Origin of the sequence: Bacillus salacetis (assembly GCF_049177075.1) — a bacterium.
GTDB lineage: Bacteria > Bacillota > Bacilli > Bacillales > Bacillaceae_B > Rossellomorea > Rossellomorea salacetis_A.
Map to the genome: position 1 here is coordinate 2,048,276 of NZ_CP185377.1, position 23,834 is coordinate 2,072,109.

A 23,834-nucleotide genomic window follows, 5' to 3' on the forward strand; every position below is an offset into this window, starting at 1 on the left:
CTTCACCACTCAACGTTGTTAACGATCGATTGACCGTCTTTCCCTTCATAAAGCCATTGCTTTACTACGAAAAAGAAGCTCCGGGACTGTAATTCATCCTTTACCTTTGACTGATTCGCACCACCATCAGCTCTCTGAACAGGAAGATAAAGCACTACTCGGTTCCCATCAATGCATTTTAAAAATGATTAGTTCGAAAATTCTTACTTTCCGGTATTATATGGTGTATCGAACCTTAATGTCAATCTTTTCTCTGAAAAAAACCAAAAAAGGTCCAAGTACCTATCAAAATGCTATGAGAGAGGTGTGGTTTAAGCACATTCCACCCTGTTTCTGCCGTTATCTTTTGCGTGATATAACGCCTCGTCTGTCCTCTTCAACAGGTCTTTTAATTCCTCGTTGGCATCATATTCAGCCAGGCCAAAGCTGCAGGTGAGGTTGGATACCTTTTCAAAAGCATGATGATGGATTAAGGTGCAGATGGTTTCTGCTCTTTCCCTGCTTTCATCAAGTGTCACACCAGCGAATATCAGTAGAAACTCCTCACCGCCCCATCTGCCGAAATACTCGTTTTCACGCTTTTCAGCCAGGATCAGGGCTGTCAATTCCTGAAGAACACTGTCTCCGACATCATGTCCGAAGTAGTCATTCACCTTTTTGAAGAAGTCTATATCAAACATGGATACTGTAAATGGTGTGCCATTAGAAGCATGTTTCTTTACTTCTGTTCCTAAAATTTGTTCGATTCTTCTCCGGTTTGGCAGTTTGGTTAAATAATCAGTGTTTGCATGAATTTTGGTGATTTCCGACTCCAGATATCCCTCAATCATCCTTTGTATGTAAAATAAAGTAATGATAGTGCCAAGTGTGGCAACGGAATATTGAATGACTGTATCAACAGTGTCCCCATTGACATTGCTGCTGAAAAAGATATGATAGGCCCCTGTTACCGCCACTATTGAAAAACTTAATAAGGATGTTACCAGTGCCCCTTTGCCCCTGAAAGTGAAGAACACTAAAAAATAATAAATCGCTGTCCAGTAAGCAACAGTTCCCAAATGGTCGTCTCCTTGAACACCCAGGTCATCTACTATGACCACCAACATTCGTAATAAGAAAAGTGAAGCCGCAATGGTAAAAATAAAGAGTTCTATTATCAAGAATGAAGAGGGTTTCTTCACGATGGCAAGCCAGCACCATGTGAGGCCGCCGATAAGCAGGCTGAAGGAAACCCCGTTGAGCGGATCGATGAAGCCCTGGCTGACATATAAGACCGCCAATACAAGAACGAAAGCCGCTATAAATACTGGAAGAAGGGTTATGTAAATTTTACGTTTTAGCGCTGTAAAGCTTTCATTTTGATACAGGTATTTTTTTATCAAGATGGCTACCACCTTTATTCTATCTATGCTAATTATATTACTAATATTTAGAAATTGCATGATTTTCGTTCCTTATAAAGTCTCAGCAGTTTATCGGTGCTGCGATGCTTTGAATTTCTTAACAACTGATTGTTAGGTATGTACTTTCCCCATTTGCGCAAAACTAAGGTAAAAAAGGAGTTTTTCTTCGTGAAGCATTTAAACGTTCTATTGATGAAATTCGTTGCCAGCCTGATTGTTTTTTGGATCAGTTTGGATCTATTCTTTGAGGCCGCATTCGTTGACATTTTATCCTTCAGCTTGCTGATTACGGTTGCTTCTTATTTTGTCGGGGATCAAATACTTCTGCCGCGTATTGGAAAGATGAATGCAGTCGTAACTGACTTCTTCCTTACCTATTTGATTGTCTGGATCTTTGGAGGTATTTTGTTTGAGAGTTATTTGCAGGTAGCTTGGGGAAGTATTATATCCGCGCTTTTAATTGCAGGTTCAGAAGTGCTTGTACATTCCTATATCCTCAAAAATATCACTCCGGTAGTACGGGAAACAAGACCAGCATTCAATCAATCGTTCGCATATGAGTTCGCTGAAGATCAGGACCCAAAGCCGGAAAAAGAATGAATTTTCCCAAAGACCTTGAACGCAGCCCTGTTCAGGGTCTTTGGATTTTCTGTCAACTGCAACTTTTTTTAAATCCTTACTCAACTCTGCATCAAAGAACCAAATGTAAGTATTTTCGCCCTTAATTATTTTAATTTTTTTACAATTTATTGGATAAAGTACTCATTTTCACAAATTTTTAATACTTATGTATTGATAAGACATTTCATTCAGTATTATAATTAAATCAATCTTTTTCACGAGGTGGTTAAATGGAAAGTCACAGGAGTAAAAAAATTTCGAAGCTTTATCGAAGGATCGTTACTTCTGATGAGACAAAAGCTTTGCTGATCTATAATGGACTGGACAGCAATACGAAAGAAGAACTGCAACAGTTGATGAAAGAGATTGACACAGAGCATACGAAGAGTATACTGAATAAAATCAGCTGAAAATAGCACTCACTTTTATTAATTGAATCTTATAGAAGAACAAGCCTGGACGGATGTCCAGGCTTGTTCTTTATATGTTTAGAATTTCTCTGATGTCTTCTTCGGTAAGGGTTGAATCCTTTTTTTCTTGAGAAGTGATCAGCTCTTCAACAAGGTTCCTCTTCTTTTCCTGGAGCTCATTCATCTTCTCTTCAATAGTCCCGCTTGCCACCAGCTTGATGACTTGGACAGTATTCTGCTGCCCCATCCGGTGTGCACGGTCGGCCGCCTGCTCCTCTACAGCAGGGTTCCACCAGGTATCATATAAAATGACTGTGTCTGCACTGTGGAGGTTAAGGCCGGTTCCGCCAGCTTTCAGTGAGATCAGGAAGATATCCCGTTCCCCTTCATTATAACGATTGCATAAATCGATTCTTTCTTCAGAAGGAGTGGATCCATCAAGATAAAAGAAAGGAATCCCCTTCCCTGCCAAATCTCTCCCTATAAAATCCAGCATCCTTGTGAATTGGGAGAATATAAGGACCCTTCTGCCCGAGGCCATCGCCTCCTCAATGATAGTCATCAGCTGCACCAGCTTAGCGGAGTTTCCTGTGTAGCCATCGACAAAAAGACCAGGGTGGCAGCAGATCTGCCTTAGGCGGGTGATTCCCGCAAGAATTCTGATTTTGTTTTTCCTCAGTGTATCCTTATCGAGGTGCTTCAAGGTATCATGTTTCAGTTTGGCCAGGTAGGCAGCATACAATTTTTTCTGTTCTGGCAGAAGTTCGACTGATTCACGTGTTTCCAGCTTTGCAGGCAGTTCTGACAGTACCTCTTCCTTTACCCTCCTGAGCATAAAGGGCTGTAATCTGCGGGCGATGGTTTTCCTGGTTAACTGGCTGTAATCTTTTAATCCAAGGAACAATTGAGGAAAGACAACATGATAAATCGACCATAGCTCTTCGATTGAATTCTCAATGGGTGTCCCAGTCAGGGCAAACCGGTGTTCCGCCTGGATCTTCTTCACCGCTCTTGCTGTCTGTGTAACAGGATTCTTAAAGTATTGGGCTTCATCATAAAACACAACAGAAAAATGTTGTTTTTCAAACCAGTGGATATCCTTCCTGAGTAAAGGGTATGAAGTGATGACTACATCCGTATCTTTAAGATTCCTTTGCCGTTCCTGTCTCCGGCTTTTTTCTCCATCGATGATTACTGCTTTAATACCTGGAGAGAATTTCCTGAATTCCCCGAGCCAGTTATAGGTCAGTGATGAAGGGCAGACAATCAGGGCAGGCTGTGAATGTTGGCGTATATCTGGCAGGATTGATTGAATGAACGTTATGCTCTGGAGCGTTTTGCCAAGTCCCATGTCATCCGCAAGGACTCCTCCAAATCCATAGTGCGCCAGGGATTTCATCCAATGAAAGCCTTTTTTCTGATAATCTCTTAATATGGGAGAAAGATTTTCTGGAACTGGAAAGGTCAAACTGCCAGGGTTCCTTAGGCTTTCTAAAAAATCACGAAAAGTCTTCTCCATTCTGAAGCTGTCATTGGATTCCACATGATCAAGCAAGTCCAAGCATTGGTTCATCGGCAGGGCCAATCCTTTGGCAAAGTCGATATGGTCAGCCTGCGAGCTCCTCAGAAAACGTTGAATCTCCTGAATCTCCTTTGTCTCCAATGAGAGAAGCGATCCGTTTTGCAGCCGGTAATACTTTCTCTTTTCTTCCAAGGCTGATAAGAGCTCATGGATCTCCCTTTCAGGGATACCATCCATATCAAACTTGAATTCCAGCCAGTTCATCCGGTCCCTCTTAACCTTGATGCGGATCTTTGGAGTTGACTTGCCAGTGAATATCCGGTTCCTGACCGCAGTAGTTGCATAAATGCCCGCCAGTTTCTTGAGCTTTGGCACCATGTAATAGAGAAACTCGTACTCGAGCTCTTCGTTTTGAAGAATATAGCCGCCTTCCGTTTTGGCAAATGAACTTTCATCCATTATCCGGAGTATTTCTTTTTCCTTTTGAGTATCCCTCACGAGCATATCCCCAGTAGGAACCTCTTTTTCTTCTAATGGGTTGATGACGATATTATCATACTGAAATTCGAGACCTGCCAGCAGCCTGTTTCTGACCCTGTCAAGGTAGAGCTTGGCCGTAAGCGGGGTTCTCATATATTTTTCTCTTAAAGAGCCTGCAATCTCCACGTGCCCGAGGCGTTTCAAATCTACGGCCACTTTTTCCAGGAAGTATCCGATCTTATCTCCCGGAATAGGAATCTCATTCGTCCCCGTGGTTTCGAGCATTGTTTTGATATCGGCGAGTCTTTGGCAATCTTCTGGGCTCAATGGATACAGGATCCCTTCACGCAACACGGCATTATAGGGAAGAAACACAATCATCCAATGAAGTCCCCTTACCTTTAGTACGTACTCTTCCTCCTTCGTATTATCGAAAGTAAACTTGAGCGGAAGAGGTTTTTCAGATGAGCTCAGCCCGTTAAATAAGTGGCCGGCATCATCTAAAGTGATATCTTCCTCGTTCAATAATAAGGGGCAAAGCTGCTCCCATGATGTTGGGGGGATAAGCAGGATCTGGTCTTTATTGTGCATATCGGTTAAATAGACCTTTTCATCATGCACTATATGGATGAGCTCTGTTATCACCTTATCTTTATCGTTTTCAAAGCAGTGATATTGCGGATCGTAAGTCAGGTCATCAGCAATGGTGAAGATTTGCCCTTCTCGGACATTCTGTAAAAATGTTCGAATATCAGTGACCTTCCGCCGGTTGACCATCAGTTCCATACCAAAAAGATAGGCATCTTCATTGGTCAAGACGGGTTTTATCGTGAATTCAACATCCAATATCGTTCTTGTTTCAAAATGTCGCTGGTATCCGCTTGTTTTCTTATTTTTATTATTAAAAAGGTTCAGGAACCCATCGGCCAGGTCCTGTCCCCCCTGCTGCCTGTCCTTAATTGCGAGCAGAACCGCTGCCACATGCTGGCACTCGAGTGTAAAGGAGGCCAGTTTCGGGCAGGAGCAATTTGTATGGATATCACCATGGGCATCCTTAGTGACAATGACCTCGAATCGTTCCCCGCCTTTTACAATGGCTTTACAGTAATTATGTTGATAGTCCTCTATCTCAACAGCATTGTTTTTATAGTAAACTTCACCTCTTTTGAAGGAGACGCTGCCGCACATATCAGTGATGAATTTTGAATTTAATTTAGAGTTCAATGTTTTTCTCCTTCCTTCAAGGCTATGGTGCTATCAGCATTTTATCATATTTACAGGGGAAGAGGCCCTTCTTCTTTTTTCTCAGTACAGTGAAATGTTAAGAGAATGTAAATTGTTTTGAATCCGATTGATTTCATATCTGTAATCATGTATTATTTCGATATCGGTTTTCGATATTGTATTTAGAAATTATTTTATATGGAGGGTTTTCACTTGGAAGATAAGGTCTTGCGGAAATTGTTTCTCGGTTTTATCCATATCCATATTCTGCATCATGCAAAAGAACACCCGGTATATGGGACTTGGATGGTAGAAGAGCTCAAAGAACACGGATACAATATCAGTTCGGGTACGCTCTATCCCATCCTGCATTCGATGGAATCGGACGGCCTCCTCGTAAAGGAAGACAAAAAGGTTGAAGGGAAAATCAGGAAATACTATACAACAACGGAAAAAGGCAATGAGATTCTTGATGAAGCCCGTAAGAAGGCTTATGAATTGTTCAAGGAAATAAAAGATTGAAAAGCAGGTGTATATAGTGAAAAAGAAGACGGGTCTACGAACTCTTTTAGAAATTCTAATCATATCGACGCGGCTGGGATTGACCTCATTTGGCGGTCCGGTAGCTCATCTCGGGTATTTTCATAATGAATATATCAGGCGGAAAAAATGGATGGATGAAAAAAGTTACGCTGATTTAGTAGCCCTTTGTCAATTCCTTCCCGGGCCTGCGAGCAGTCAGGTCGGAATCGGGATCGGGGTCATGCGGGCTGGTGCTATTGGCGGCATAGTATCTTTCCTGGGATTCACCCTTCCTTCGGTCATTGCTTTGATTCTGTTCGCCCTGCTTCTGAAAGAGTTCGATGTAACCGATGCAGGATGGATCCACGGATTGAAAATCGTAGCGGTTGCCGTCGTTGCGCACGCCATCCTGGGAATGTCAAAGAAGCTGACACCAGACTTATCAAGAAAAACATTTGCCCTTATCGCACTTGTTGTCACTCTCCTTTGGCAGACAACTTTTACGCAGGTAGGCATAATCCTGGCAGCAGCACTGGCCGGCTTCCTACTATTTAAAAATCAAGCCGATTTAGGGGATGCGGAAATCAAAGTTCCCATTTCTAAAACGTTTGCCGCTGTTTGTCTGGTCCTGTTTTTTGGCTTGCTGGTTCTTCTCCCGATTTTAAGAGAAGCCACTGCTTTAAATTGGATTGCCATGTTTGACAGCTTTTACCGGTCAGGTTCCCTCGTATTCGGCGGCGGCCACGTAGTCCTTCCCTTATTGGAACGTGAATTTGTTCCAACAGGCTGGCTGAGTGAAGAAGCCTTCCTAGCCGGGTACGGTGCAGCACAGGCTGTCCCAGGGCCTCTGTTCACCTTTGCAGCATATCTTGGTGCAGTGATGAACGGCTGGCAGGGCGGCCTATTGGCAACGGCTGCTATCTTCCTGCCTGCCTTCCTCCTGATTTATGGTACGCTTCCATTCTGGGATACTCTGCGCAGAAATCCGAAGATCAAGGGAGCGTTGATGGGTGTCAATGCTGCAGTGATCGGGATCTTGATTTCAGCGTTCTATCATCCGATTTGGACTAGTTCAATCCTTGCACCTGTTGATTTTGCGTTTGCGGCTGTTCTGTTCAGCATGCTGGTATATTGGAAGCTGCCGCCTTGGATTGTTGTGCTGACTGGAGCCGTTGGCGGCTGGTTGATAGGGTTGATTTGATTAATGGGACTGCCTATTTGGCGGTCTTTTTTGATTGTTGCTGTTATATGCGCCGGCGGGGTGGCTATTTCGATCCAGAGCAGCTTGTTTTTTTGTATTTGAGATGGAAAAGGAGCCGGATTCCATCTGAGAAAAACAAAATAGGATAATTTCAGATGGAATACAAGCTTCTTCCATCTGTGCAAGCCTGATTTTATCGAATAGAGATGGAAAAACGACCGGATTCCATCTCAGAAAAATAAAATAGGATTGTTAGAGATGGAATATTAGTTTATTCCATCTCTGCAAGCATAAGTTCTTAGCTTAGAGATGGAAAAACGGCCGGATTCCATCTGAGAAAAACAAAATAGGATAATTTCAGATGGAATACGAGCCTCTCTCAGCTAAGAAAAACAAATTAGTGTTTCCTATATCTTCTTAGTCAACGGAAAGTAAACACAATCTTTAATGGTTGCACAGTCGGTCAGGACCATCAGCAGCCGGTCGATGCCAAATCCCCATCCGGATATCGGCGGCATCCCATGCTCCATTGCGGCCAGGTATTCTTCATCCATTTCCATTGCTTCTGCATCACCACTGCTTTTTAACAGTGCCTGGTTTTCTAATCTTCTTCTCTGTTCAACTGGATCAACGAGTTCTGAGTAGGCATTGATGATTTCTGCACCGTTGACCACTAACTGGAATCGGTCGGTAAGGAGCGGATTTTCATCATTGGCTCGGGCTAAAGGAGACAGATCGATTGGATGCTGCACAAGGAAAGTTGGCTTTACGATGAGAGGCCTGCAAGTTTTCTTGTACAGATGATCAATGAAATTCCCCCTTCCCATATTTTCGATTTCAGCATTATCCAACTTAATATTTCTTCTTTCCGTTTCCTGAAGCAGATCCTTCACGTCAGGAAAAAGGTTGATGTCTATCCCAGTATTTCTAAAAATAATGTCTCTAAAGGATACCACCTCCCACTGCTCTGAGAAATCAATGGTTTGCTCTCCCAGGGTTATCGTTGTCGTATTAAATGTTTTTACTAAAACATCCATAAGCATTTCCCTCATGAATTTCATTGTATCTTGATAGTTCCAATAAGCAGCATATCCTTCAACCATAGTAAATTCCTGGAGATGCTGAGGGCTGGTCCCCTCATTCCTGAAGCACTTGGCTACTTCAAAAATTTTTGTGAATCCTCCGACGATCAGTCGCTTTAAATAAGTTTCAGGTGCAATCCGAAGGTTCAATTCAGTATCCAAAGCATTATGATAAGTCGTGAATGGCTTTGCAAGTGCACCAGATGAGGTATGCTGCAATATAGGTGTTTCTACCTCGATGAAGTTATAGTCTTCAAAGAATCTGCGTACAGATTGTATTAGTTTGGATCTGATAAGGACCCTGTTTTTTGTTTCCTTTGTCATGATCATATCCAGATATCGCTGCCTGTATCGGAGTTCAATATTTGTAAGACCATGCCACTTTTCCGGTAAAGGCTTTAATGCTTTTCCAAGAAACTCATAAGTTTCAATTCTAAGTGTCTTTTCGCCTGATTTTGTAGTATACATCTTTCCTTCCACTCCGATAAAATCTCCAATATCAATAAGTTGATGGAATTGTGAAAAGAGCTCTTCCCCCGCTTCCTGCTTATTTAACAAAAGCTGCAGGGATCCCTGAATGTCAGAAATCGTTATAAAACTTAACTTGCTGAAACTCCTGATACTTGTGATTCTTCCAGCTGTCCGGACATCTTCTGTTCCGTCCTCCAGCAAGGACGCTTCATAAAGTTCATAATTTTTCAAAAATCTTTCAGGGTACACATTCATACCATTAGATCTCATAGTGTTCAATTTTTGCAATCGGCGTTCAATTTGTTCGCTGCTCATATTTTGTATTCATCCCTTCCTTTTATTTGTACTAAAAAAATGCAATAAAAAAACTCCCACCCCCAAGATTAAAAAATCTTGAGGACGAGAGTTATGAACTTCGCGGTAACACCTCAGTTTATTGGCATGTCGCCATACCAATCTCTTCGAGTACGCCAATTAATATTGGTTATACTCTATCTCTGTAACGGGAGATCCCGTCGTACCATCACTAAGATTCATCTTAGATCCATACGAGGCTCAGAGTCTTTTTTCATTAAGAACATCATTGTCCCTTTCCACCAGCCGGGACTCTCTGTGAATAATGGTTCAAAACTACTCTTCTCGTCAATGCCGTTTATGCCGTTATTGATAATTAATGGATATTTTAGAGGAATAAAATGGGTATGTCAATAGGTTCTTTTCTATTTTTTATCTAATTGGAAATCATTTTTTAAGTACCCGGTAATGCAGCCAGACTGCTCCCTTGTCCCCAACCGGTTTAGTCTTCATCAGTTCCAGTGAAGAAGCGTCATCAAGGGATAATAGATTTTCACAATCGAATATCGTTGGTGTTGTGCGTCCGCCGATGATCAGGGGAGCCAGGACCAAACTGATTTCGTCGAGGAAGCCTGCCCTTATGAAAGCTCCATTAATCGAACCCCCGCCGCTAAGGCCAATTGTACGGAAGCCCATTTCATATAATTGATTTAGCGCCAGTCCGATGTCTATGTGAGCCCCGCTTCCTGCTTGAATGTAAGTAATCTTCTTTTCGCGTAATTGATTAATATAGGAATCTTCTACATCTTCCCGGGTAACGACGATTAGTCCATTCGTCTGCTGCCAGTTAATCCTGCCTCTTCCATCAAACACGATATATGCTTTTGACAGTTGTGGTTCATGGATAGGTGTCTGAAGCTCTACCCAGTCATTCCCCCAAACCATTAAGCTCTCACTGCCGGACAAAAGGGAATCACAATCAAGTTCATCATACAGACGGTGGGTAATGTCATTGGCATCGCCGTCCAATCCTTGTGCAGTCCACTCCATGACGTTGGTGTCGGGCGAAGTCGTAATCCTCCCGTCTATAGATGAGAAAACATTTAAAATGACTTTAGGTCTTTTCATGAATACACCCCAATTTCTATTCATTTCATTAAGAAGCCCTTCACTTCTTAATATATATTTCATTTAAATTAGCAATCTCTATATCCAACTGGATTCTTCTGTTACTTGATTCCACATTGTCACTCAAAAAAGACTTTAACTTTATGCCAGGTTTTTGGCCAATTCTTGGTATGTATTCTATCTTCATATAGGGTTGTCAGCTCACTGGATGTTTGAATATGTGGTGCAGGTCTTATTTCCAAATGAATGACATCTTTTAAACCATGCGGGGCGGTAAGGATGAGGTTGTTTTCTTTATCAAGCTTCACCCCCAGTGCGGTTGCGGTTTCGGGAAACTTGGATATGGCATCCACTGAAGATGTGTATGGCGGTAAATTATTGATAATATGCATTCTTGCTTGATTTTTCACAGACCAGGGTACCTCGGGAATGACCTCTTTTAGCTGGCTTTCCAGTTTCTTTTCATAAGCTTCGTCAATGTTATTTTTATCAAAGTAAACGACATCCACATCAGAAATGGTTGTCCTCTGATGGAAGCCATGCAGGATGTCCCAGATTTTTGAACGTACAAAACCGGCACAGATCCACCAGTCTGGCAATTCCAGTGACTGGGCTGCCTTCAGGATGTCCATCATCCACTTATCTTCTTTAATATGCATTAGAATATCTTCTTCACTGTTCATTAACTCACCTCCAACCGAACATATATTCTTATTGTACCATACTTCAGAATGAAAGGATGAATTTTCCATAAAAAAAGAACGGAATTCACTTCCGCTCTTTTGCACCCAATTCTTTTCCCAAGGCGATGATCGATTGATTGATGCGCCACACATAATACAAATGATGAATTAAATCGATTTTTCCTTTTTGTCTGCTTGGTGAAAGGGTTTCAATCTTACCCCTCTCTTCATCCAATGGCCAAAATTTTGCTGTGACTTCTCTTCCTTTTAAAAGATCCTGCAGTACCTCTATATTCTCGGATAATTTTTCTTCTGTTGAAAGGAAGACTTCCTCTATTTCAACAGGCAGTTTGGCCTTCACGTTTCGATGTGAGGACGCAAGCAGGTGCTTGGCATAATAATTGATTGCTGTCACAACCATTATCCATCGGCCGATACCTGATTTTCTCGTTGAACCAGGCCGCTGCAGCAGGGATTGGGCCTCATCTCTTATGATTTGAAGCTTCTGATCCAATTCAAAAGCCTGATCGGTCAACTCCTTGGACTCTTCTTTAATGAACGACTCTAAATAGACGGAGGTATAGTTTTTCAACTCTTCGAGAAAATCATCCAGCGTTTCAGTTACCTTGCCTTTAGTCTTTTTCGGCAGGACGAAGGCAGAGACGGTAAGGGCAATGAGAGCACCTGCGATTGTGTCAATGACCCTCGCCCCAATCAATGCCGCACTGATCCCGCCAAGCAGCAAATCATACATGAAGGCAATGAGCATGGTAATGAAGAAACTCATCCATGTGTAGGAAACGGCAAAGACGTAAAACATCAAGAAAATGACCACAAACAGTAAAATGACTTCAAGAACAGGGTGTCCGCTTACAACCTTGGCTGCTGCAAATCCGAAAATGGCACCTATGACGGTACCGAGTGACCGTTGAAATCCTTTTACATAAGTCCTGCCCACAGTTTCCGTTCCTATTTGGATAATGAATGTGGTCAGGAGCACCCAGTATGGTTGTACAGGAGAGATGATATATCCTGTAATGATGGCCAGGATTCCGGCAACGAGTCCTTGAATCGCTTTTCTTGTAGAGGGTTTTAAGGTGTTCGTTTCGTCTGATTTCTTGTTATCTTCTGGATCATCTTTTACTATCTTATCTTCATCAGCAGATAATTCAGCTGTATTAGTAGATTGCAATGATTCCTGGATAGTGACTGCAGCTTCCACTACATGGTTTGCAATCGATTCAATTCTGCGAAGGGGATAGACCCATCTCTCCGGCTCTTCTTCTGCATTCAGAATTTCCGTAAGCAATAACCTCAGTCCTTGAACCGCCTTCTCGGCATCCTCGAGAGCATGGGAAGAATAATTCTGGGAAAGCACTTCTGCATCTCTCAATGAGCGGATGACCCAGATAACCAGTGACTCCACTTGTTTATGTTCAAAGGCACCCAGCTTCCTCAATTTCTCAACAGAACCAGTCAATGTCTGAATCAGCATTTCCGCATCAAAAATATAAAGCCTTAATTGAGATGAAGATATTCCCGGCCAAAGGTTTTGTAAGTCCTCATCCTTAATATCACCGGCAACAAGGCGGGAGTACTCATTTAATCTCTGTACATTTTTTTGGAGGAGCTTCTTTTTCTTCGCACTGTTTTCAGGATCCTGAATCCATTGGATTAAAAGGTTCAACGTCAAGTTGGATTGTATATGAAAAGAGCGCATTCCCCTTCTAAGCCCGTGAACAGACCCTTTGAAAATGACAAAATTATATAGATAGGCGAAAACGACACCACAGAGAATTCCAATGTAGAACCAGGATAAATGGGCGGCATCCAGTTTTAAAATGGAGGAAAAGTAGGTCGACATGAAGCCTGCCATCCCCATTGAGAAATACCGGATCTGGAACCGAGAAAAATAGAAGGCACAGAAAATGACAAGCACCATCAAGGCATTCAAGAAGAGAGGAAATGGGGCCAATAGGGATCCAAGTGTTACACCGAGTGCTGCACTCAACCCGATCATGAAAGTTGTTACCTTCTTTTTGGCGGCAGTATCATCCATGACCAGCATGATTCCAAACAAGCCGACCATCCCTGATACAATAGCCGGTGTAATGGTCCCATAGTTAAACCAATTCAACAGCCATATCATAGTGGAGACGGACGTTATAATACTGATCGTTGTTTTCCCTGCAGTTTGAAATCTTTTTCTTCCTGGATCCGAGGCCAAAAAACGGCCGAACCAGACAGGATGTTGATGTATTTGTTTCATTATGTATCAAACCTTTACTAAATACCGTTTATCTTACTCAATTATCGTACCCCTTCTGACACCAGGGTAACCTTCGAGTACAGAGTTTTTAGATTCTACCATAGTTCGTGCGGGGAAATACAGTAAGTTGATTGAGGCAAGGTGTATTGATCTCTGTAACTATCCGGAATAAACCCCTTATAACTCCTTCTCCAGCTCGATCTCATCCCTGATCGGAATCCCGTCTTCGCTGACTAAAGGGATTGCGGGCTTGAGCTTTCTTGCTTTATCCACCGCGTTTATATATAGATTAGACAAATGATATCCCCTTTTTTGATAGAACTTCAAAGCTTTGAGGTTATCATTGGTGGTGACCAGTTTCACTGAACTGCATCCCCTCTTCTCCGCTGCTCTTTCCACAGCCTGGACCAATGCTTTGCCGATTCCCTTTCCTTCTTCAATGCTGTCCAACGAGATGATTTCACATTCGTCTTCCCTAAAGATATAAGTTATCAAACCTATAATCTCTTCTTTTTCATTAAGGACAACAAACCCGTCCAGCTTGCTGCAATCATAGACACCACTGGAAATGACCATTTCAGGACTTCCCCAGTGGGTAGTAAAAAACTCTTCGACTAGAGACTTTAAAATTTTTTCTATTTCAAGGATCTGCATGCTTTTCCCCTCTCTTTTTAATGCTCCTTATTTAACGGTACACTATACTGGCGCCAGTTTTTAACCACTTCTTCTAAAAGACCTTTGTCTGCTGAAATACTTATTCTCTAAAAAAGCAGAATCCCTTCCCATTCCAAAAAAAGAGATCGCTTTACCATACTAAGAGGGACTGTCCCTTTTAGCAGTTTAGAGCGTTAAAGTTACATCCGTTTATGTATGTGTAGCTTCTTGTTTTTTTCGTTTACATAAGCGTATAGGACGTCTTTCTGTTCTAAGGACTGTGAACGCAATTGTGTCAATAACCATTCTTTTGTTTTGCCAAGCAGTTTGAGATTTCGATATTGTATTCGTCCGTCTACAATCACTGATATTGGCAGCCCCTCGTCTTCAATAGATATCTGCAGATGCTGAACAGTGACCGGAGTATTTTCAGCTTTTGGAATCACACTGACTTCACCAATCGGTTCCAGCAGAGCATATTCTACATCCGTTACCTTCGGATAGCCCTTGCTCCTAAGGATCGATAAGAGCTGTGCGATAGAAAGCATGGACTTCTCAATGTTGTCCTCTATAATTTCTCCATTTTTAATAAGCAAAGTCGGTTCTCCCAGGAAGAAGCGGTTCCCCCATTGCCATAATGTCATTTTGGAGAATAAGATGTGCAGGGCCACTAGAATTCCTAAAGCCATAACTGTCGGCCTAAATTCAGTACTTATCAGAGGTTCTGATGCAATAGTCCCTACAATAATGATGGCTACTAAATCATAAGGTGTCATTTGAATGATGGTGGATTTCCCCATCATCCTCATTATGGCTATTGTAATCAAATATAAGGTCAATATCTTAGTAAACAAAATCACTTTTCTACCTCAATTCTTCAACCAGAGATGATTTGACATTAAGATTCCCTTAATTAAGAATGTATACGCACATATTGTACAGTACAGTGGGATCAGTGAGAGCATCCCCCTTTTCATCAGTATAAAAGTGTATTTGCAGATCTTGCTCCTACATTTAAGGATTTTTCCTGAAGAAGTCTTGATTTGACATTGTTTTAGGTTACAAGTATACTTTCTCGAGTGAAAAGTCGTTATAGCAACTAACCAAATGGAGGCCAACAGTGACCATTAAATTTCAGGATTATATCAGTATTAAAATTCATAAGACGGATCTTAATCTCACCAGTTATATCAAGTCAAAACTGGATGAATTCAAACTCGCACCTGAGCAGAACCTTGTCATGATGCTTCTTTGGGAGAAGGATGGCATGACGCAAAATCAACTTGCTGAAAAACTAGGCAAAGACAAGACAAATATTGCGCGGATGGCGTCCAGTTTGGAGAAAAAAGGCTTCATCAAGCGAATGAGCTGCCAGAATGACCGCCGCTCCCTCGAGCTGTATCTGACTGATACTGGCAAGGAGCTTGGGTGTAAAGTTCTCCCGATAGCTGAAGAATTTAACAAAATTGTGTGCAAAGACATCTCTCCTGAAGAACTTGCAGAATTGGAGAGATTGCTATTGAAAATCAATTCAAATGTTCAAAGAGAGTTGTAGTCCACCTCTCTGGGCCTTTAGTTGCTATAACAACTTAAAAGAATACAACGGAGGTTTTCATCATGGAAAAAGTACTATTTATCAAGGCGAATTGCAGGCCGATTGAACAATCTGTAAGTGTCAAACTTTATCATACCTTTTTAGATAACTATAAGGAGACTCATCCAGAAGACGACATCATCGAGTTGGATTTGTTTGAAGAAAATCTTCCTTATTACAACAATGATATGATCAGCGGGATGTTCAAGTTATCCAAAGGTATGGAGCTGACATCTGAAGAGCAGCAGGCAGCAGAAACCGTAAATAGATATCTCAATCAGTTTCTGGAGGCAGATAAAGTGGTCTTCGCTTTCCCATTATGGAACTTTTCCGTCCCTGCTGTGCTGCATACCTATCTTGACTACCTGGCGCAAGCAGGCAAAACATTCCGTTACACCCCAGAAGGGCCTGTAGGACTTCTCGGAGATAAAAAAGTTATACTGCTCAACGCCAGAGGCGGAGTCTACTCAGAAGGACCAGCACAAAGTTCCGAAATGTCTGTGAATTACGTGCAGACTATGCTTAATTTCTGGGGAGTGAAAGATATACAAAGCATCATTATTGAAGGTCATAACCAATACCCGGATAAAGCTGAAGAAATAATTGAAGAAGGATTGAAAAAGGCAGCTGAGCTTGCTGCTCAAAAGTAAGTAAAAAAGAAGTGGACTCGCTCTTATAAGGCGGTCCACTTCTTTTCTTATTTCTGATACGGAAAGTAAGGAAACTTAACCAAACTGTCATTAGAATCAGGCTTAATCACTGTTTCTTTTATAAAAGACTTATTCAGTGAAGGAAGAGTCTTCCCGCTCCCATCATAATAAACCGGTTTTTCAGCATTCATCTTTCAAAACCCCCAACTGCATATGTATTACTTTCTCATTATATCCTAAAAAGGATACTTTTGGGTCCAATTTCCTATAATAGTAAGTGGGGTTTTGAATTTTTGCTGAAACCAGATTCTTTATAATGTCTTTTGCAATCTAATCATTTCTTCAGTCATTTTTGTGATTCGGTTCAATACATCTTCATGGGTGATCTTGTTTGTTTCATCAAAGCAGGAGTTGTGAACATACACACTTCTGGACGGCAATATCCCTTTCAGGAAAGAAATAATCGGCTTCAAGTGATACTCGGGTACCAGATAATGCTTTTCTGAACCTGCTGTTGCCACCATACCAACCACTTTGCCGTCAAATGCTTCTTGCGGGATATGGTCAAAAAGGTTTTTCAGGACACCGGAAATGGAAGCCTGATAAATCGGTGTTCCAATTACCAGCATATCAGCAGATAGAATTTTTTTAACGACTTTCTGTGTATCTTCATTATATTTTTCCAAAGGGTAGCCTTTGACCATTTCAACGTCATAATCCCTAAGGTCGATTAGTTCAGTCTCCAGATTGGCATCCTGATTCTTTGCAACTTTCAGCGTTTTCTCTACGGCAATGGCAGTTTTCGAACCGGCCAAAGCTCCTGAAATTCCTACCAGCTTCATAAATACATACCTCCTAATGATTACACTATGCTGTTTAAGCAAACATTTTAATAATTTTTACTATTCTACATTAACATAGAACTGTCAAATTTTCGTTATTTATGCTTTCGCTTGGGAAAATCCATTATCATTTTTATATGGATGATGAAAAAGACAACAAGGAAGATAACGCTTGTAAACCAGTCTTTATTCAAAAGGATATCGGCAAAGAAGGCGAACAGAATGGGCAAGGGCAGCGAGAATGCCGCCATCTTCCAAAGATATTGATACTTTAGTTTGCGCCTGGCCATCATTGCGATACCAACTAAAACGCTGGAAATAATCGAAATCCCGGCAAGTATTGAAAATGCAGCAAAAAATGGACCAAGAATTAAATATTGAACGATAAATAATCCGTCCGCTTCTGTATTACCTGAAAATACATTCAGGAATCCGGGAAGATTAATAATGATGACCAAGGAAAACAAATACATCAATGTGTCTGTCAGAGTCGTCTTATTCAAAAAGATACGCGCCTGTTTCTTCGGCAGGCGCAGTGCGTTTATATAGATATGAATCAATTTCATGCTTACCCTCACCATTCCATCCTATGCATAAATTGCAAGTTCGTTTTCAATATGTTCTTCAATCTTTACTAGGCATTCCTCTACCGTCTTGGCAAAAATCCTCTTACCATTGACAATGGCATATGGACGTTTGGCACACATTCCGCAAAAAGAAAGACAAGTGCTTTCCAGTACTGATACTTCCGGATATTTGGATTCGAGGATCTCTTCAAGATTGATTGAATTGATCAAACTGCCGTCACAAATCTCCACTACGACAATTCCCATCATGTGACTCCCTCCTTTTGCATCCTGATGTAAAGCTATATATGTTTCTGGGATATTATCCTCTTTTCATTCTTGCCCAAATATTTATTATAACAAAAAAGGCTCCTGAAAATCGCAGGAAAACTGACAATTTTTAAAACCCTGCCTGAATGGATCCGAAGGCAGGGTTTTATTATGAGTTTCATAGATTCTCGTAATCCTTTTCGTCAGACAACCATTTGACACAGTTGTTCAAGTCGTTACGCTTTCCGGGCGGAGCATCCCTTTTCGGGTAGCCGAAGTATAGAAATCCAAGTACTTCCCCTTTTTCCGACAGACCAAAGAGTTTTTTCATTTTCGAGTGATAAGTTGGTTTTCCGGTTCTCCAGAAGCCTCCAAGTCCAAGCCCGTGGGCGGCCAGCAGCATGTTTTGGATTGCGGCGAATGCGGCACCATATTCTTCAACATCAATCACTTTTGGATGATCAGGTGTAGGTTCAACCGCGACCGTAATGACAAGCGGTGCCCTGAATGGCTTCTCTAATGTTTTTTCCAATTTCTTTTGATTGGTTTCTGTTGATGGATCATCCATGTTTTCCTTTGCAATGTCGGCCAATACTTTTCCAAGGGGTCGCCTTCCTTCTCCTCTGAGGACAAAAAAGCGCCATGGTTCTGTACGGAAGTGGCTCGGTGCCCAATTTCCGGCTTCCAGAATTTGATTGATGATTTCTTCAGGTACTGGTTCATCTTTTACCAAACCCAAGCTTCTTCTCGTTTTGATTGCATCCAAAATATCCATTCCGTCACCTCCTGTTATTTATATATGAAGCTGGTAGAAAATATAGTAAGGCTCTTTGTTTTTAGACTAATGTCACTTGAAAAAGCAAGTTGATTTCCGCTCCAGGTGTGTGACTCCGCGGGGCGGGCGGTGAGCCTCCTCAGCTTCGCTTGCGGGGTCTCACCTGTCCCGCTAGTCCCGCAGGAGATCACACACCTTCCGCTCCAATCAACCGACGGTTAACCGTATAAAACATTCAAATCCCTACTAGGTGTTGTAACAACTCTACACTATGATTTCATATCCATTACATCATAAATCCAGGGTCGGAGGCAATGGAAGACCCTTCTTTGTGCCAAGCGGAGCGGACATTCTTTTTGATTTGTATGTGGGGTAAAACGTTAGGTATGAATACACTTACGAATAGTATGAATACTTACATACAAAAAACGTCCTGATTCGTATGGTTGGCTTGTTAAGGAAAATCCACATACAAAATAAACAATCCCAAAAACAAGCCCGCCCAATCACATTGATCAGGCAGGCTTGCGTAAATAATTTACTCTTCCACCGGGAACCATCCAGGTGTATTGATAACTGCATTCCACAGATAATCAGGGATGACTAACTTCTCTTGGTCATTTTTAGAAAGAGTTGTGGCAATTTCGTCTTCTTTTCCTTCTTCAACTTTTTGGACCCAGTCCGGTTCCATGATCAGTTCTCGGCCAAGGGCCAATAAAGGGACGCCTGCCTGGATGGCTTTCACCGCTTCTTCAGGTGTATGGATGCCGCCGACTCCAATGAGAGGAGCGCGATCGCCTATTGTATCCAGCAGGTATTGAATCCGTGTCTTATCCGGTTCTACACCGCGCCTTGGCTCAGACCAGAAGTCCATGAGGGAAACGTGGATGTAATCCAGGTCTTTATCTGCTAATTTGTCAACTAGAACCAATGTTTCATCCATCGTGATACCAGGTGTTTCCGGTTCTTCCGGTGAGAAACGGTAGCCGATGATGAAGGAATCATCCCCATGCTCAGCAGCAGCCTTTTTGACTTCATCGACAACAGCAAGAGGGAAATTCAAGCGTTTTTCTAGGCTTCCTCCCCACTTGTCTTCACGGCGGTTGGAATGAGGTGAAAAGAATTGTTGGATGAGATAACCGTTCGCACCGTGGATTTCCACACCATCAAACCCAGCCTGGATAGCACGGCGCGTCGCCTCACCAAATGCGGTGATGATGTCTTCTACTTCCTTTTCCTCCAGTGCTCTAGGGGTATGCTCGCTTCCTTCAGCAGCCACGGCACTTGCACTGACGATATCCCCATTCGGTACCAATTCGGGAGGGCACGCTCTGCCTCCATGGAAAATTTGCAGAATCGCCTTTGATCCTTGTTCTTTAAGTGAATCTGCAAGTCTCTTCAGGCTCGGAATCATATCGTCATTATCAGCCCCGAATTCACCATGAAATCCCTTTCCGTTCGGTGTAACATATGTGCAAGCTGTAATAGCCATTCCAACGCCTTTTGAGCGGCGGATATAGTAATTGATTTCTTCATCGCTTACCGTCCCATCAGGATGGGAGGCAAAATTAGTCATAGGAGCCAGTACGATCCGGTTCTTTATTTGCACCCCATTTTTAAATTGAAACGGCTCAACTAAAGGTTGATAACTTTTATTCATTCCATACACTCCTGTCTCTTCTTTGTGGGCTGTTCTATTTTGTGCTTCTTTCTATATTACATGAGGAAAATTTAAACGATTTTGAGAAGATGCAGAACCAGCTGCTCTCTCCTTGCCGGACTTCTTAGCAACTCTGTTCAAATCGGCAGTCAACTGCTTGAACCAATCCTCATCTCGGGTAAACAAAGCAAGGTCAATCAATTGCATAATCTCATTCTTCGTGGTCATGGATGAAGAAGGAAGGGCCGATATTCTGCGAAGCAAAGTCTCGATTGTTCTTCCGGTCATCGATTCTTGTTCAGATTGGACAGCCCTGATTTTCACAGACTTACTATCTTGATTCACCGCTTCGATATATCCGATGACGAGTTCCCCTTCAACCGTTTTGGCTTTGACCCACTCACCGATTTCATAGTTCATATCTTCACCCTCTTTTAAATGTAATATAATAAGTTACAGTTATGCTAAAAGAAAAACTTAAATGTCAGACATCTAAGCTTATTTAATCATATATACCTCAAAATTCTTACTGTAATCATATAACTTACAGTTGTTGAAAGTCAAACTTTAAGTTTACTGTGTTTGTTTTATTTGATTCAAAACCGATTTGATCGTTGTTTTATCCAGGTACTCGGCAAAATACTGGTCTGCTTCAGAAAAAATGCCATTCACGACCTCCTGGATGTTCGTCGAGATCATACAGGATTTCTCTCGTTCTCCTTTACACCAGGCAGGTTTGATCGCGCCGTAAGAAACAGAGCGGTATACCTGTCCAAGGGTGATTTCACCCGGTTCAGCAGCAAGTGTATAACCCCCTCCGGTTCCTTCTTTCGTATTGACAAAACCGGCTTCACGAAGGCAGCTCATGATCTTTCGGACCCTGACCGGATTGGTCGCTACATTCTGGGCAATCGCCTGGCTGCTGGCCATATGATCTGGTAAATATGCTAAATAGACAAGACTGTGAACGGCAATCGTAAATTCACTATTCACTTCCATCACTTCCTCCAGACATCTTACTGTAATGATAAGTTTTACAGTTAAGTCTGTCAATGTTCACAGGTTTCATTGTACCTGGCACCCCCTGCTGTTTTTCTCTGTGAAAGGATATTTCACCAGGAAGTACGACAAACTACAGAAGTGTTTTTTCGGTTTGATCCATTCTGCTAAGCAAAATTCTTGATTTCGAAGTGAATACACGCCAAAATCATGAAGAGAAAAATATCCCCATTGAAAGGAATGAGTTAATTATGGATACATTGAAAGGCAAATCAGCGCTGATTACCGGTGCAGGACGCGGAATAGGACGAGCCACCGCGATTGCATTGGCAAAAGAAGGCGTCAATATCGGCCTAGTCGGATTGACAATGGAGAACCTGGAAAAGGTTTCTGAGGAATTGTCTCAATATGATGTGCAGATTTCTGCTGCAACAGCTGATGTTTCGGACCTTGAGTCGGTGAATCATGCGGTAGATCATATCAAATCTGATCTTGGTACTATTGACATCCTTATCAATAATGCAGGAACGGCAAAATTCGGCGGGTTCCTTGATTTAGACCCGGAAGAATGGGAAAAGATTATCCGCGTCAATCTTATGGGCGTTTATAATGCAACAAGAGCAGTCCTTCCTGAAATGATTGAAAGAAAAACGGGTGACATCATTAACGTCTCCTCAACAGCCGGACAAAAAGGGGCTCCTGTCACAAGTGCCTACAGTGCTTCAAAATTCGGTGTGCTCGGACTGACAGAGTCACTCATGCAAGAGGTCAGAAAACACAATATCCGTGTTACGGCATTGACACCAAGTACAGTCGCAACCGACCTTGCCCAGGAAAACAATCTCCTCTCTGGCAGCACGGAGAATGTCATGCAACCTGAAGATCTTGCTGAATTGATTGTTTCGACACTGAAACTGAACCGCCGGGTGTTCATTAAATCTGCTGGTATGTGGTCTACAAATCCATAAAAATATGGCCCCCTAAGAAAGGATTCTAAGGGGGTTTTTTAATCGTCTATTTTAATTTCAGTAAATTCTTCTTCTTCCCCTGGATATTGTTCTGAACTGCTTTCCTCGCTAGCACAGTCCACCTCATCCTCACTCTGTTTTTCTTTCTTGAATCCTTCCATCCCCTTTTTAAAATCCTCAGCAAGATCGTCCGGTATGACTCCCCGTCCATAAGTGGCCCCGATATTTAAAAATCCGCTCAGTTCCTTCACGCCCAGCTGGGGAATGTTGTTATTCATTTCATATTTATCGATCATCATCCTTTCTATAGTGATGTCCTGATACACAACCTGCTGGTCTTTTCCTTCTTTCGTATTGGCTGCTTGGTTCTTTAATGACTGGACCTGCTCCATGACCGCTTCTATTTGGTTTTTTTGTGTTGTTACAGCATTTCTTAGATCGATCATTTCATCTTGAAGGGATTTCAGTTGTTTTTGATGGTTGTCCCATTTTTTGAATTGCTGGTTCAGCTCATCGTTGATCAGGATTCTTACTTGCATTAAGATATCCGTTTGTAGAACTTCACGGTCCCAACCCGGGTCCGGCTTGACAGGTTTTGGTTTAGGAAGGCTGCCCCCTTGCATCACTGTACGGAGTTTCCCTTCCATGCTGAGGAAACGCTTCATAGCCACATCCAGTGAATTGATTCTTTTTACCTCTTTCTCAAGCTTCAGGATTCTTTCCTGGACGTCGTCATGTTTGTCATTTCCAGCGAATATTCCTTTAATAGGCATTTCATCACCACACAATAATATTTTTCAGGGAGGAATGGAATGAACAAGACCAACATTAATCTTTCGTATACAAACATCAAAACGATGGGCAAAGGCTCTTCAATGTCTTTGAGCAAGGTTTACAGTCTCAATAAAAATGTAGTCAATAAGCGTAACGAAGGCTTTGGCGAAGCTGGCGGAGATTTTGTGAACAACATCAATGGCGTTCAATGGGTAGATGATCGTGACGGGGTTGATTCTGATTCCTCTATGAAAACTAATCGATGATGACCCGTTCTTCTGCTGCATACTTCATCGTATAAGTCAGGACCAGGAGCCCGTGATTATAGCGGGCTTTCACTTGGCTTCCGTCCGTTGGTTCCGGAAGTTCGATAGTCCTCTGGAATTCCCCGTAATTTCTCTCGTTTTTCAGTGTTGTATCAGGTTTAAAAGGCAGACGCAGCATTCCTTTTATCGTCAGGCGGTGCCCGCTTACCGTTAATTGGATGTCCTGTTTATCGACACCGGGTACCTCGATCATGATGACCACTTGAGCATCAACGGTGAAAATATCTACAGGGGGATAATCCCGGTTCATATTGGGCTCCTGTTGCTGCTGCGGGTCGCTTGAAAATTCATGCATAAAATTCTTTGCGGTATCCTGGTCAAAGACGTTGTTCCAGAAATCCCCGACCTGGTACTTTTGAGCAATGTCCATCCACTGCTTCAATTTTTCAAAATCCAAGACTTTCCCTCCTTCTCCTCATAAATGGCGGAACCCTTAATATATTTGT

General features: G+C 42.2%; 26 protein-coding genes and 2 other annotated features (1 of these 28 cut by a window edge). Of the genes, 8 read left to right on the forward strand and 18 right to left on the reverse strand.

Features of this window, described 5'->3' with window-relative positions:
* Positions 1 to 181, reverse strand: a binding site (T-box leader) (it extends 46 nt beyond the left edge of the window).
* Positions 182 to 311: 130 nt separating this feature from the next.
* A complete protein-coding gene (locus tag ACOJQI_RS10465; RefSeq protein WP_421385161.1) occupies positions 312 to 1,382 on the reverse strand; it encodes a GGDEF domain-containing protein in 1,071 nt (356 codons plus the stop codon).
* 189 nt (positions 1,383 to 1,571) lie between these two features.
* On the opposite strand from ACOJQI_RS10465, the gene ACOJQI_RS10470 reads away from it, so the two are divergent.
* Both ACOJQI_RS10470 and ACOJQI_RS10475 read left to right on the forward strand, forming a co-directional pair.
* A complete protein-coding gene (locus ACOJQI_RS10470; protein ID WP_421385162.1) occupies positions 1,572 to 2,003 on the forward strand; it encodes a YndM family protein in 432 nt (143 codons plus the stop codon).
* 251 nt (positions 2,004 to 2,254) lie between these two features.
* Complete coding sequence (locus ACOJQI_RS10475; RefSeq protein WP_119546643.1) at positions 2,255 to 2,434, forward strand: hypothetical protein; 180 nt, start codon at positions 2,255 to 2,257, stop codon at positions 2,432 to 2,434.
* Positions 2,435 to 2,504: 70 nt separating this feature from the next.
* Here ACOJQI_RS10475 and ACOJQI_RS10480 read toward each other — a convergent pair whose 3' ends face one another.
* Positions 2,505 to 5,660, reverse strand: a complete 3,156-nt coding sequence (locus ACOJQI_RS10480; RefSeq protein ID WP_421385163.1) for an SNF2 helicase associated domain-containing protein — start codon at positions 5,658 to 5,660, stop codon at positions 2,505 to 2,507.
* Between the two features lie 213 nt (positions 5,661 to 5,873).
* Between ACOJQI_RS10480 and ACOJQI_RS10485 the strand changes: the two genes are divergently transcribed.
* Together ACOJQI_RS10485 and chrA are read left to right on the forward strand one after the other, a co-directional pair.
* The gene (locus ACOJQI_RS10485; RefSeq protein ID WP_421385164.1) at positions 5,874 to 6,182 is read left to right on the forward strand and encodes a PadR family transcriptional regulator; all 309 of its coding nucleotides are present in this window, start codon (positions 5,874 to 5,876) and stop codon (positions 6,180 to 6,182) included.
* 16 nt (positions 6,183 to 6,198) lie between these two features.
* A complete protein-coding gene (chrA, locus tag ACOJQI_RS10490) occupies positions 6,199 to 7,383 on the forward strand; it encodes a chromate efflux transporter (RefSeq protein ID WP_421385165.1) in 1,185 nt (394 codons plus the stop codon).
* 407 nt (positions 7,384 to 7,790) lie between these two features.
* Here the strand turns inward: chrA and lysS are convergent, their stop codons facing one another.
* From lysS to ACOJQI_RS10520, 6 genes are all read right to left on the reverse strand, one after another.
* Entirely contained in the window at positions 7,791 to 9,251 is a 1,461-nt protein-coding gene (gene lysS, locus ACOJQI_RS10495; RefSeq protein ID WP_421385166.1) for a lysine--tRNA ligase, read from the reverse strand.
* Positions 9,252 to 9,328: 77 nt separating this feature from the next.
* Positions 9,329 to 9,591, reverse strand: a binding site (T-box leader).
* Between the two features lie 86 nt (positions 9,592 to 9,677).
* Positions 9,678 to 10,358, reverse strand: a complete 681-nt coding sequence (locus ACOJQI_RS10500; RefSeq protein ID WP_421385167.1) for a RibD family protein — start codon at positions 10,356 to 10,358, stop codon at positions 9,678 to 9,680.
* 119 nt (positions 10,359 to 10,477) lie between these two features.
* Complete coding sequence (locus ACOJQI_RS10505; RefSeq protein ID WP_421385168.1) at positions 10,478 to 11,041, reverse strand: nucleotidyltransferase family protein; 564 nt, start codon at positions 11,039 to 11,041, stop codon at positions 10,478 to 10,480.
* 85 nt (positions 11,042 to 11,126) lie between these two features.
* On the reverse strand, positions 11,127 to 13,310 hold the full coding sequence (locus ACOJQI_RS10510) for an FUSC family protein (RefSeq protein WP_421385169.1): 2,184 nt from the start codon (positions 13,308 to 13,310) through the stop codon (positions 11,127 to 11,129).
* Between the two features lie 177 nt (positions 13,311 to 13,487).
* On the reverse strand, positions 13,488 to 13,964 hold the full coding sequence (locus ACOJQI_RS10515) for a GNAT family N-acetyltransferase (protein ID WP_421385170.1): 477 nt from the start codon (positions 13,962 to 13,964) through the stop codon (positions 13,488 to 13,490).
* A 200-nt stretch (positions 13,965 to 14,164) separates the two neighbouring features.
* Positions 14,165 to 14,824: a DUF421 domain-containing protein gene (locus tag ACOJQI_RS10520; protein WP_421385171.1), complete on the reverse strand. Its 660-nt coding sequence runs from the start codon at positions 14,822 to 14,824 to the stop codon at positions 14,165 to 14,167.
* A gap of 260 nt (positions 14,825 to 15,084) precedes the next feature.
* Here ACOJQI_RS10520 and ACOJQI_RS10525 point away from each other — a divergent pair, with 260 nt between their 5' ends.
* Together ACOJQI_RS10525 and ACOJQI_RS10530 are read left to right on the forward strand one after the other, a co-directional pair.
* On the forward strand, positions 15,085 to 15,519 hold the full coding sequence (locus ACOJQI_RS10525; protein ID WP_421385172.1) for a MarR family winged helix-turn-helix transcriptional regulator: 435 nt from the start codon (positions 15,085 to 15,087) through the stop codon (positions 15,517 to 15,519).
* 62 nt (positions 15,520 to 15,581) lie between these two features.
* Positions 15,582 to 16,208 (forward strand): FMN-dependent NADH-azoreductase, encoded by a 627-nt coding sequence (locus ACOJQI_RS10530; RefSeq protein WP_421385173.1) that lies wholly within the window; start codon positions 15,582 to 15,584, stop codon positions 16,206 to 16,208.
* 47 nt (positions 16,209 to 16,255) lie between these two features.
* Here ACOJQI_RS10530 and ACOJQI_RS10535 read toward each other — a convergent pair whose 3' ends face one another.
* From ACOJQI_RS10535 to ACOJQI_RS10570, 8 genes are all read right to left on the reverse strand, one after another.
* Positions 16,256 to 16,399, reverse strand: a complete 144-nt coding sequence (locus tag ACOJQI_RS10535) for a hypothetical protein (RefSeq protein ID WP_421385174.1) — start codon at positions 16,397 to 16,399, stop codon at positions 16,256 to 16,258.
* A gap of 120 nt (positions 16,400 to 16,519) precedes the next feature.
* A complete protein-coding gene (locus ACOJQI_RS10540) occupies positions 16,520 to 17,050 on the reverse strand; it encodes an NADPH-dependent FMN reductase (protein ID WP_421385175.1) in 531 nt (176 codons plus the stop codon).
* Between the two features lie 95 nt (positions 17,051 to 17,145).
* Positions 17,146 to 17,616: a hypothetical protein gene (locus ACOJQI_RS10545; protein ID WP_421385176.1), complete on the reverse strand. Its 471-nt coding sequence runs from the start codon at positions 17,614 to 17,616 to the stop codon at positions 17,146 to 17,148.
* Between the two features lie 21 nt (positions 17,617 to 17,637).
* Entirely contained in the window at positions 17,638 to 17,883 is a 246-nt protein-coding gene (locus tag ACOJQI_RS10550; protein ID WP_421385452.1) for a DUF1450 domain-containing protein, read from the reverse strand.
* Positions 17,884 to 18,064: 181 nt separating this feature from the next.
* Positions 18,065 to 18,661 carry a nitroreductase family protein gene (locus ACOJQI_RS10555; protein WP_421385177.1) on the reverse strand — a complete coding sequence of 199 codons (597 nt, stop codon included), beginning with the start codon at positions 18,659 to 18,661 and terminating at the stop codon, positions 18,065 to 18,067.
* Between the two features lie 538 nt (positions 18,662 to 19,199).
* Positions 19,200 to 20,321: an NADH-dependent flavin oxidoreductase gene (locus ACOJQI_RS10560; protein WP_421385178.1), complete on the reverse strand. Its 1,122-nt coding sequence runs from the start codon at positions 20,319 to 20,321 to the stop codon at positions 19,200 to 19,202.
* 51 nt (positions 20,322 to 20,372) lie between these two features.
* On the reverse strand, positions 20,373 to 20,741 hold the full coding sequence (locus tag ACOJQI_RS10565; protein WP_421385179.1) for an IDEAL domain-containing protein: 369 nt from the start codon (positions 20,739 to 20,741) through the stop codon (positions 20,373 to 20,375).
* Between the two features lie 153 nt (positions 20,742 to 20,894).
* Positions 20,895 to 21,314, reverse strand: a complete 420-nt coding sequence (locus tag ACOJQI_RS10570) for an RrF2 family transcriptional regulator (RefSeq protein ID WP_421385180.1) — start codon at positions 21,312 to 21,314, stop codon at positions 20,895 to 20,897.
* 257 nt (positions 21,315 to 21,571) lie between these two features.
* Here ACOJQI_RS10570 and ACOJQI_RS10575 point away from each other — a divergent pair, with 257 nt between their 5' ends.
* Positions 21,572 to 22,288 carry a 3-ketoacyl-ACP reductase gene (locus ACOJQI_RS10575; RefSeq protein ID WP_421385181.1) on the forward strand — a complete coding sequence of 239 codons (717 nt, stop codon included), beginning with the start codon at positions 21,572 to 21,574 and terminating at the stop codon, positions 22,286 to 22,288.
* Positions 22,289 to 22,326: 38 nt separating this feature from the next.
* On the opposite strand, the gene ACOJQI_RS10580 is transcribed toward ACOJQI_RS10575, so the two are convergent.
* Positions 22,327 to 23,061 carry a hypothetical protein gene (locus tag ACOJQI_RS10580; protein ID WP_421385182.1) on the reverse strand — a complete coding sequence of 245 codons (735 nt, stop codon included), beginning with the start codon at positions 23,059 to 23,061 and terminating at the stop codon, positions 22,327 to 22,329.
* Between the two features lie 39 nt (positions 23,062 to 23,100).
* On the opposite strand from ACOJQI_RS10580, the gene ACOJQI_RS10585 reads away from it, so the two are divergent.
* Positions 23,101 to 23,328, forward strand: coding sequence for a hypothetical protein (locus ACOJQI_RS10585; RefSeq protein ID WP_421385183.1), 228 nt, complete (start codon positions 23,101 to 23,103; stop codon positions 23,326 to 23,328).
* Here ACOJQI_RS10585 and ACOJQI_RS10590 read toward each other — a convergent pair.
* Positions 23,318 to 23,785, reverse strand: a complete 468-nt coding sequence (locus tag ACOJQI_RS10590; RefSeq protein WP_421385184.1) for an Hsp20/alpha crystallin family protein — start codon at positions 23,783 to 23,785, stop codon at positions 23,318 to 23,320. The genes ACOJQI_RS10585 and ACOJQI_RS10590 overlap by 11 nt on opposite strands.
* Between the last annotated feature and the right edge of the window lie 49 nt (positions 23,786 to 23,834).

Coding starts and splice junctions, on each gene's coding strand:
- ACOJQI_RS10475 (WP_119546643.1), top strand. CDS start 2,255: ATGGAAAGTCACAGGAGTAAAAAAATTTCGAAGCTTTATCGAAGGATC.
- ACOJQI_RS10510 (WP_421385169.1), bottom strand. CDS start 13,310: ATGAAACAAATACATCAACATCCTGTCTGGTTCGGCCGTTTTTTGGCC.
- ACOJQI_RS10545 (WP_421385176.1), bottom strand. CDS start 17,616: ATGAAATTGATTCATATCTATATAAACGCACTGCGCCTGCCGAAGAAA.
- ACOJQI_RS10530 (WP_421385173.1), top strand. CDS start 15,582: ATGGAAAAAGTACTATTTATCAAGGCGAATTGCAGGCCGATTGAACAA.
- ACOJQI_RS10580 (WP_421385182.1), bottom strand. CDS start 23,061: ATGCCTATTAAAGGAATATTCGCTGGAAATGACAAACATGACGACGTC.
- ACOJQI_RS10550 (WP_421385452.1), bottom strand. CDS start 17,883: ATGGGAATTGTCGTAGTGGAGATTTGTGACGGCAGTTTGATCAATTCA.
- ACOJQI_RS10500 (WP_421385167.1), bottom strand. CDS start 10,358: ATGAAAAGACCTAAAGTCATTTTAAATGTTTTCTCATCTATAGACGGG.
- ACOJQI_RS10505 (WP_421385168.1), bottom strand. CDS start 11,041: ATGAACAGTGAAGAAGATATTCTAATGCATATTAAAGAAGATAAGTGG.
- ACOJQI_RS10555 (WP_421385177.1), bottom strand. CDS start 18,661: ATGGATATTTTGGATGCAATCAAAACGAGAAGAAGCTTGGGTTTGGTA.
- ACOJQI_RS10560 (WP_421385178.1), bottom strand. CDS start 20,321: ATGAATAAAAGTTATCAACCTTTAGTTGAGCCGTTTCAATTTAAAAAT.
- ACOJQI_RS10575 (WP_421385181.1), top strand. CDS start 21,572: ATGGATACATTGAAAGGCAAATCAGCGCTGATTACCGGTGCAGGACGC.
- ACOJQI_RS10585 (WP_421385183.1), top strand. CDS start 23,101: ATGAACAAGACCAACATTAATCTTTCGTATACAAACATCAAAACGATG.
- ACOJQI_RS10540 (WP_421385175.1), bottom strand. CDS start 17,050: ATGAAGCTGGTAGGAATTTCAGGAGCTTTGGCCGGTTCGAAAACTGCC.
- lysS (WP_421385166.1), bottom strand. CDS start 9,251: ATGAGCAGCGAACAAATTGAACGCCGATTGCAAAAATTGAACACTATG.
- ACOJQI_RS10565 (WP_421385179.1), bottom strand. CDS start 20,741: ATGAACTATGAAATCGGTGAGTGGGTCAAAGCCAAAACGGTTGAAGGG.
- ACOJQI_RS10515 (WP_421385170.1), bottom strand. CDS start 13,964: ATGCAGATCCTTGAAATAGAAAAAATTTTAAAGTCTCTAGTCGAAGAG.
- ACOJQI_RS10535 (WP_421385174.1), bottom strand. CDS start 16,399: ATGAATGCTGAAAAACCGGTTTATTATGATGGGAGCGGGAAGACTCTT.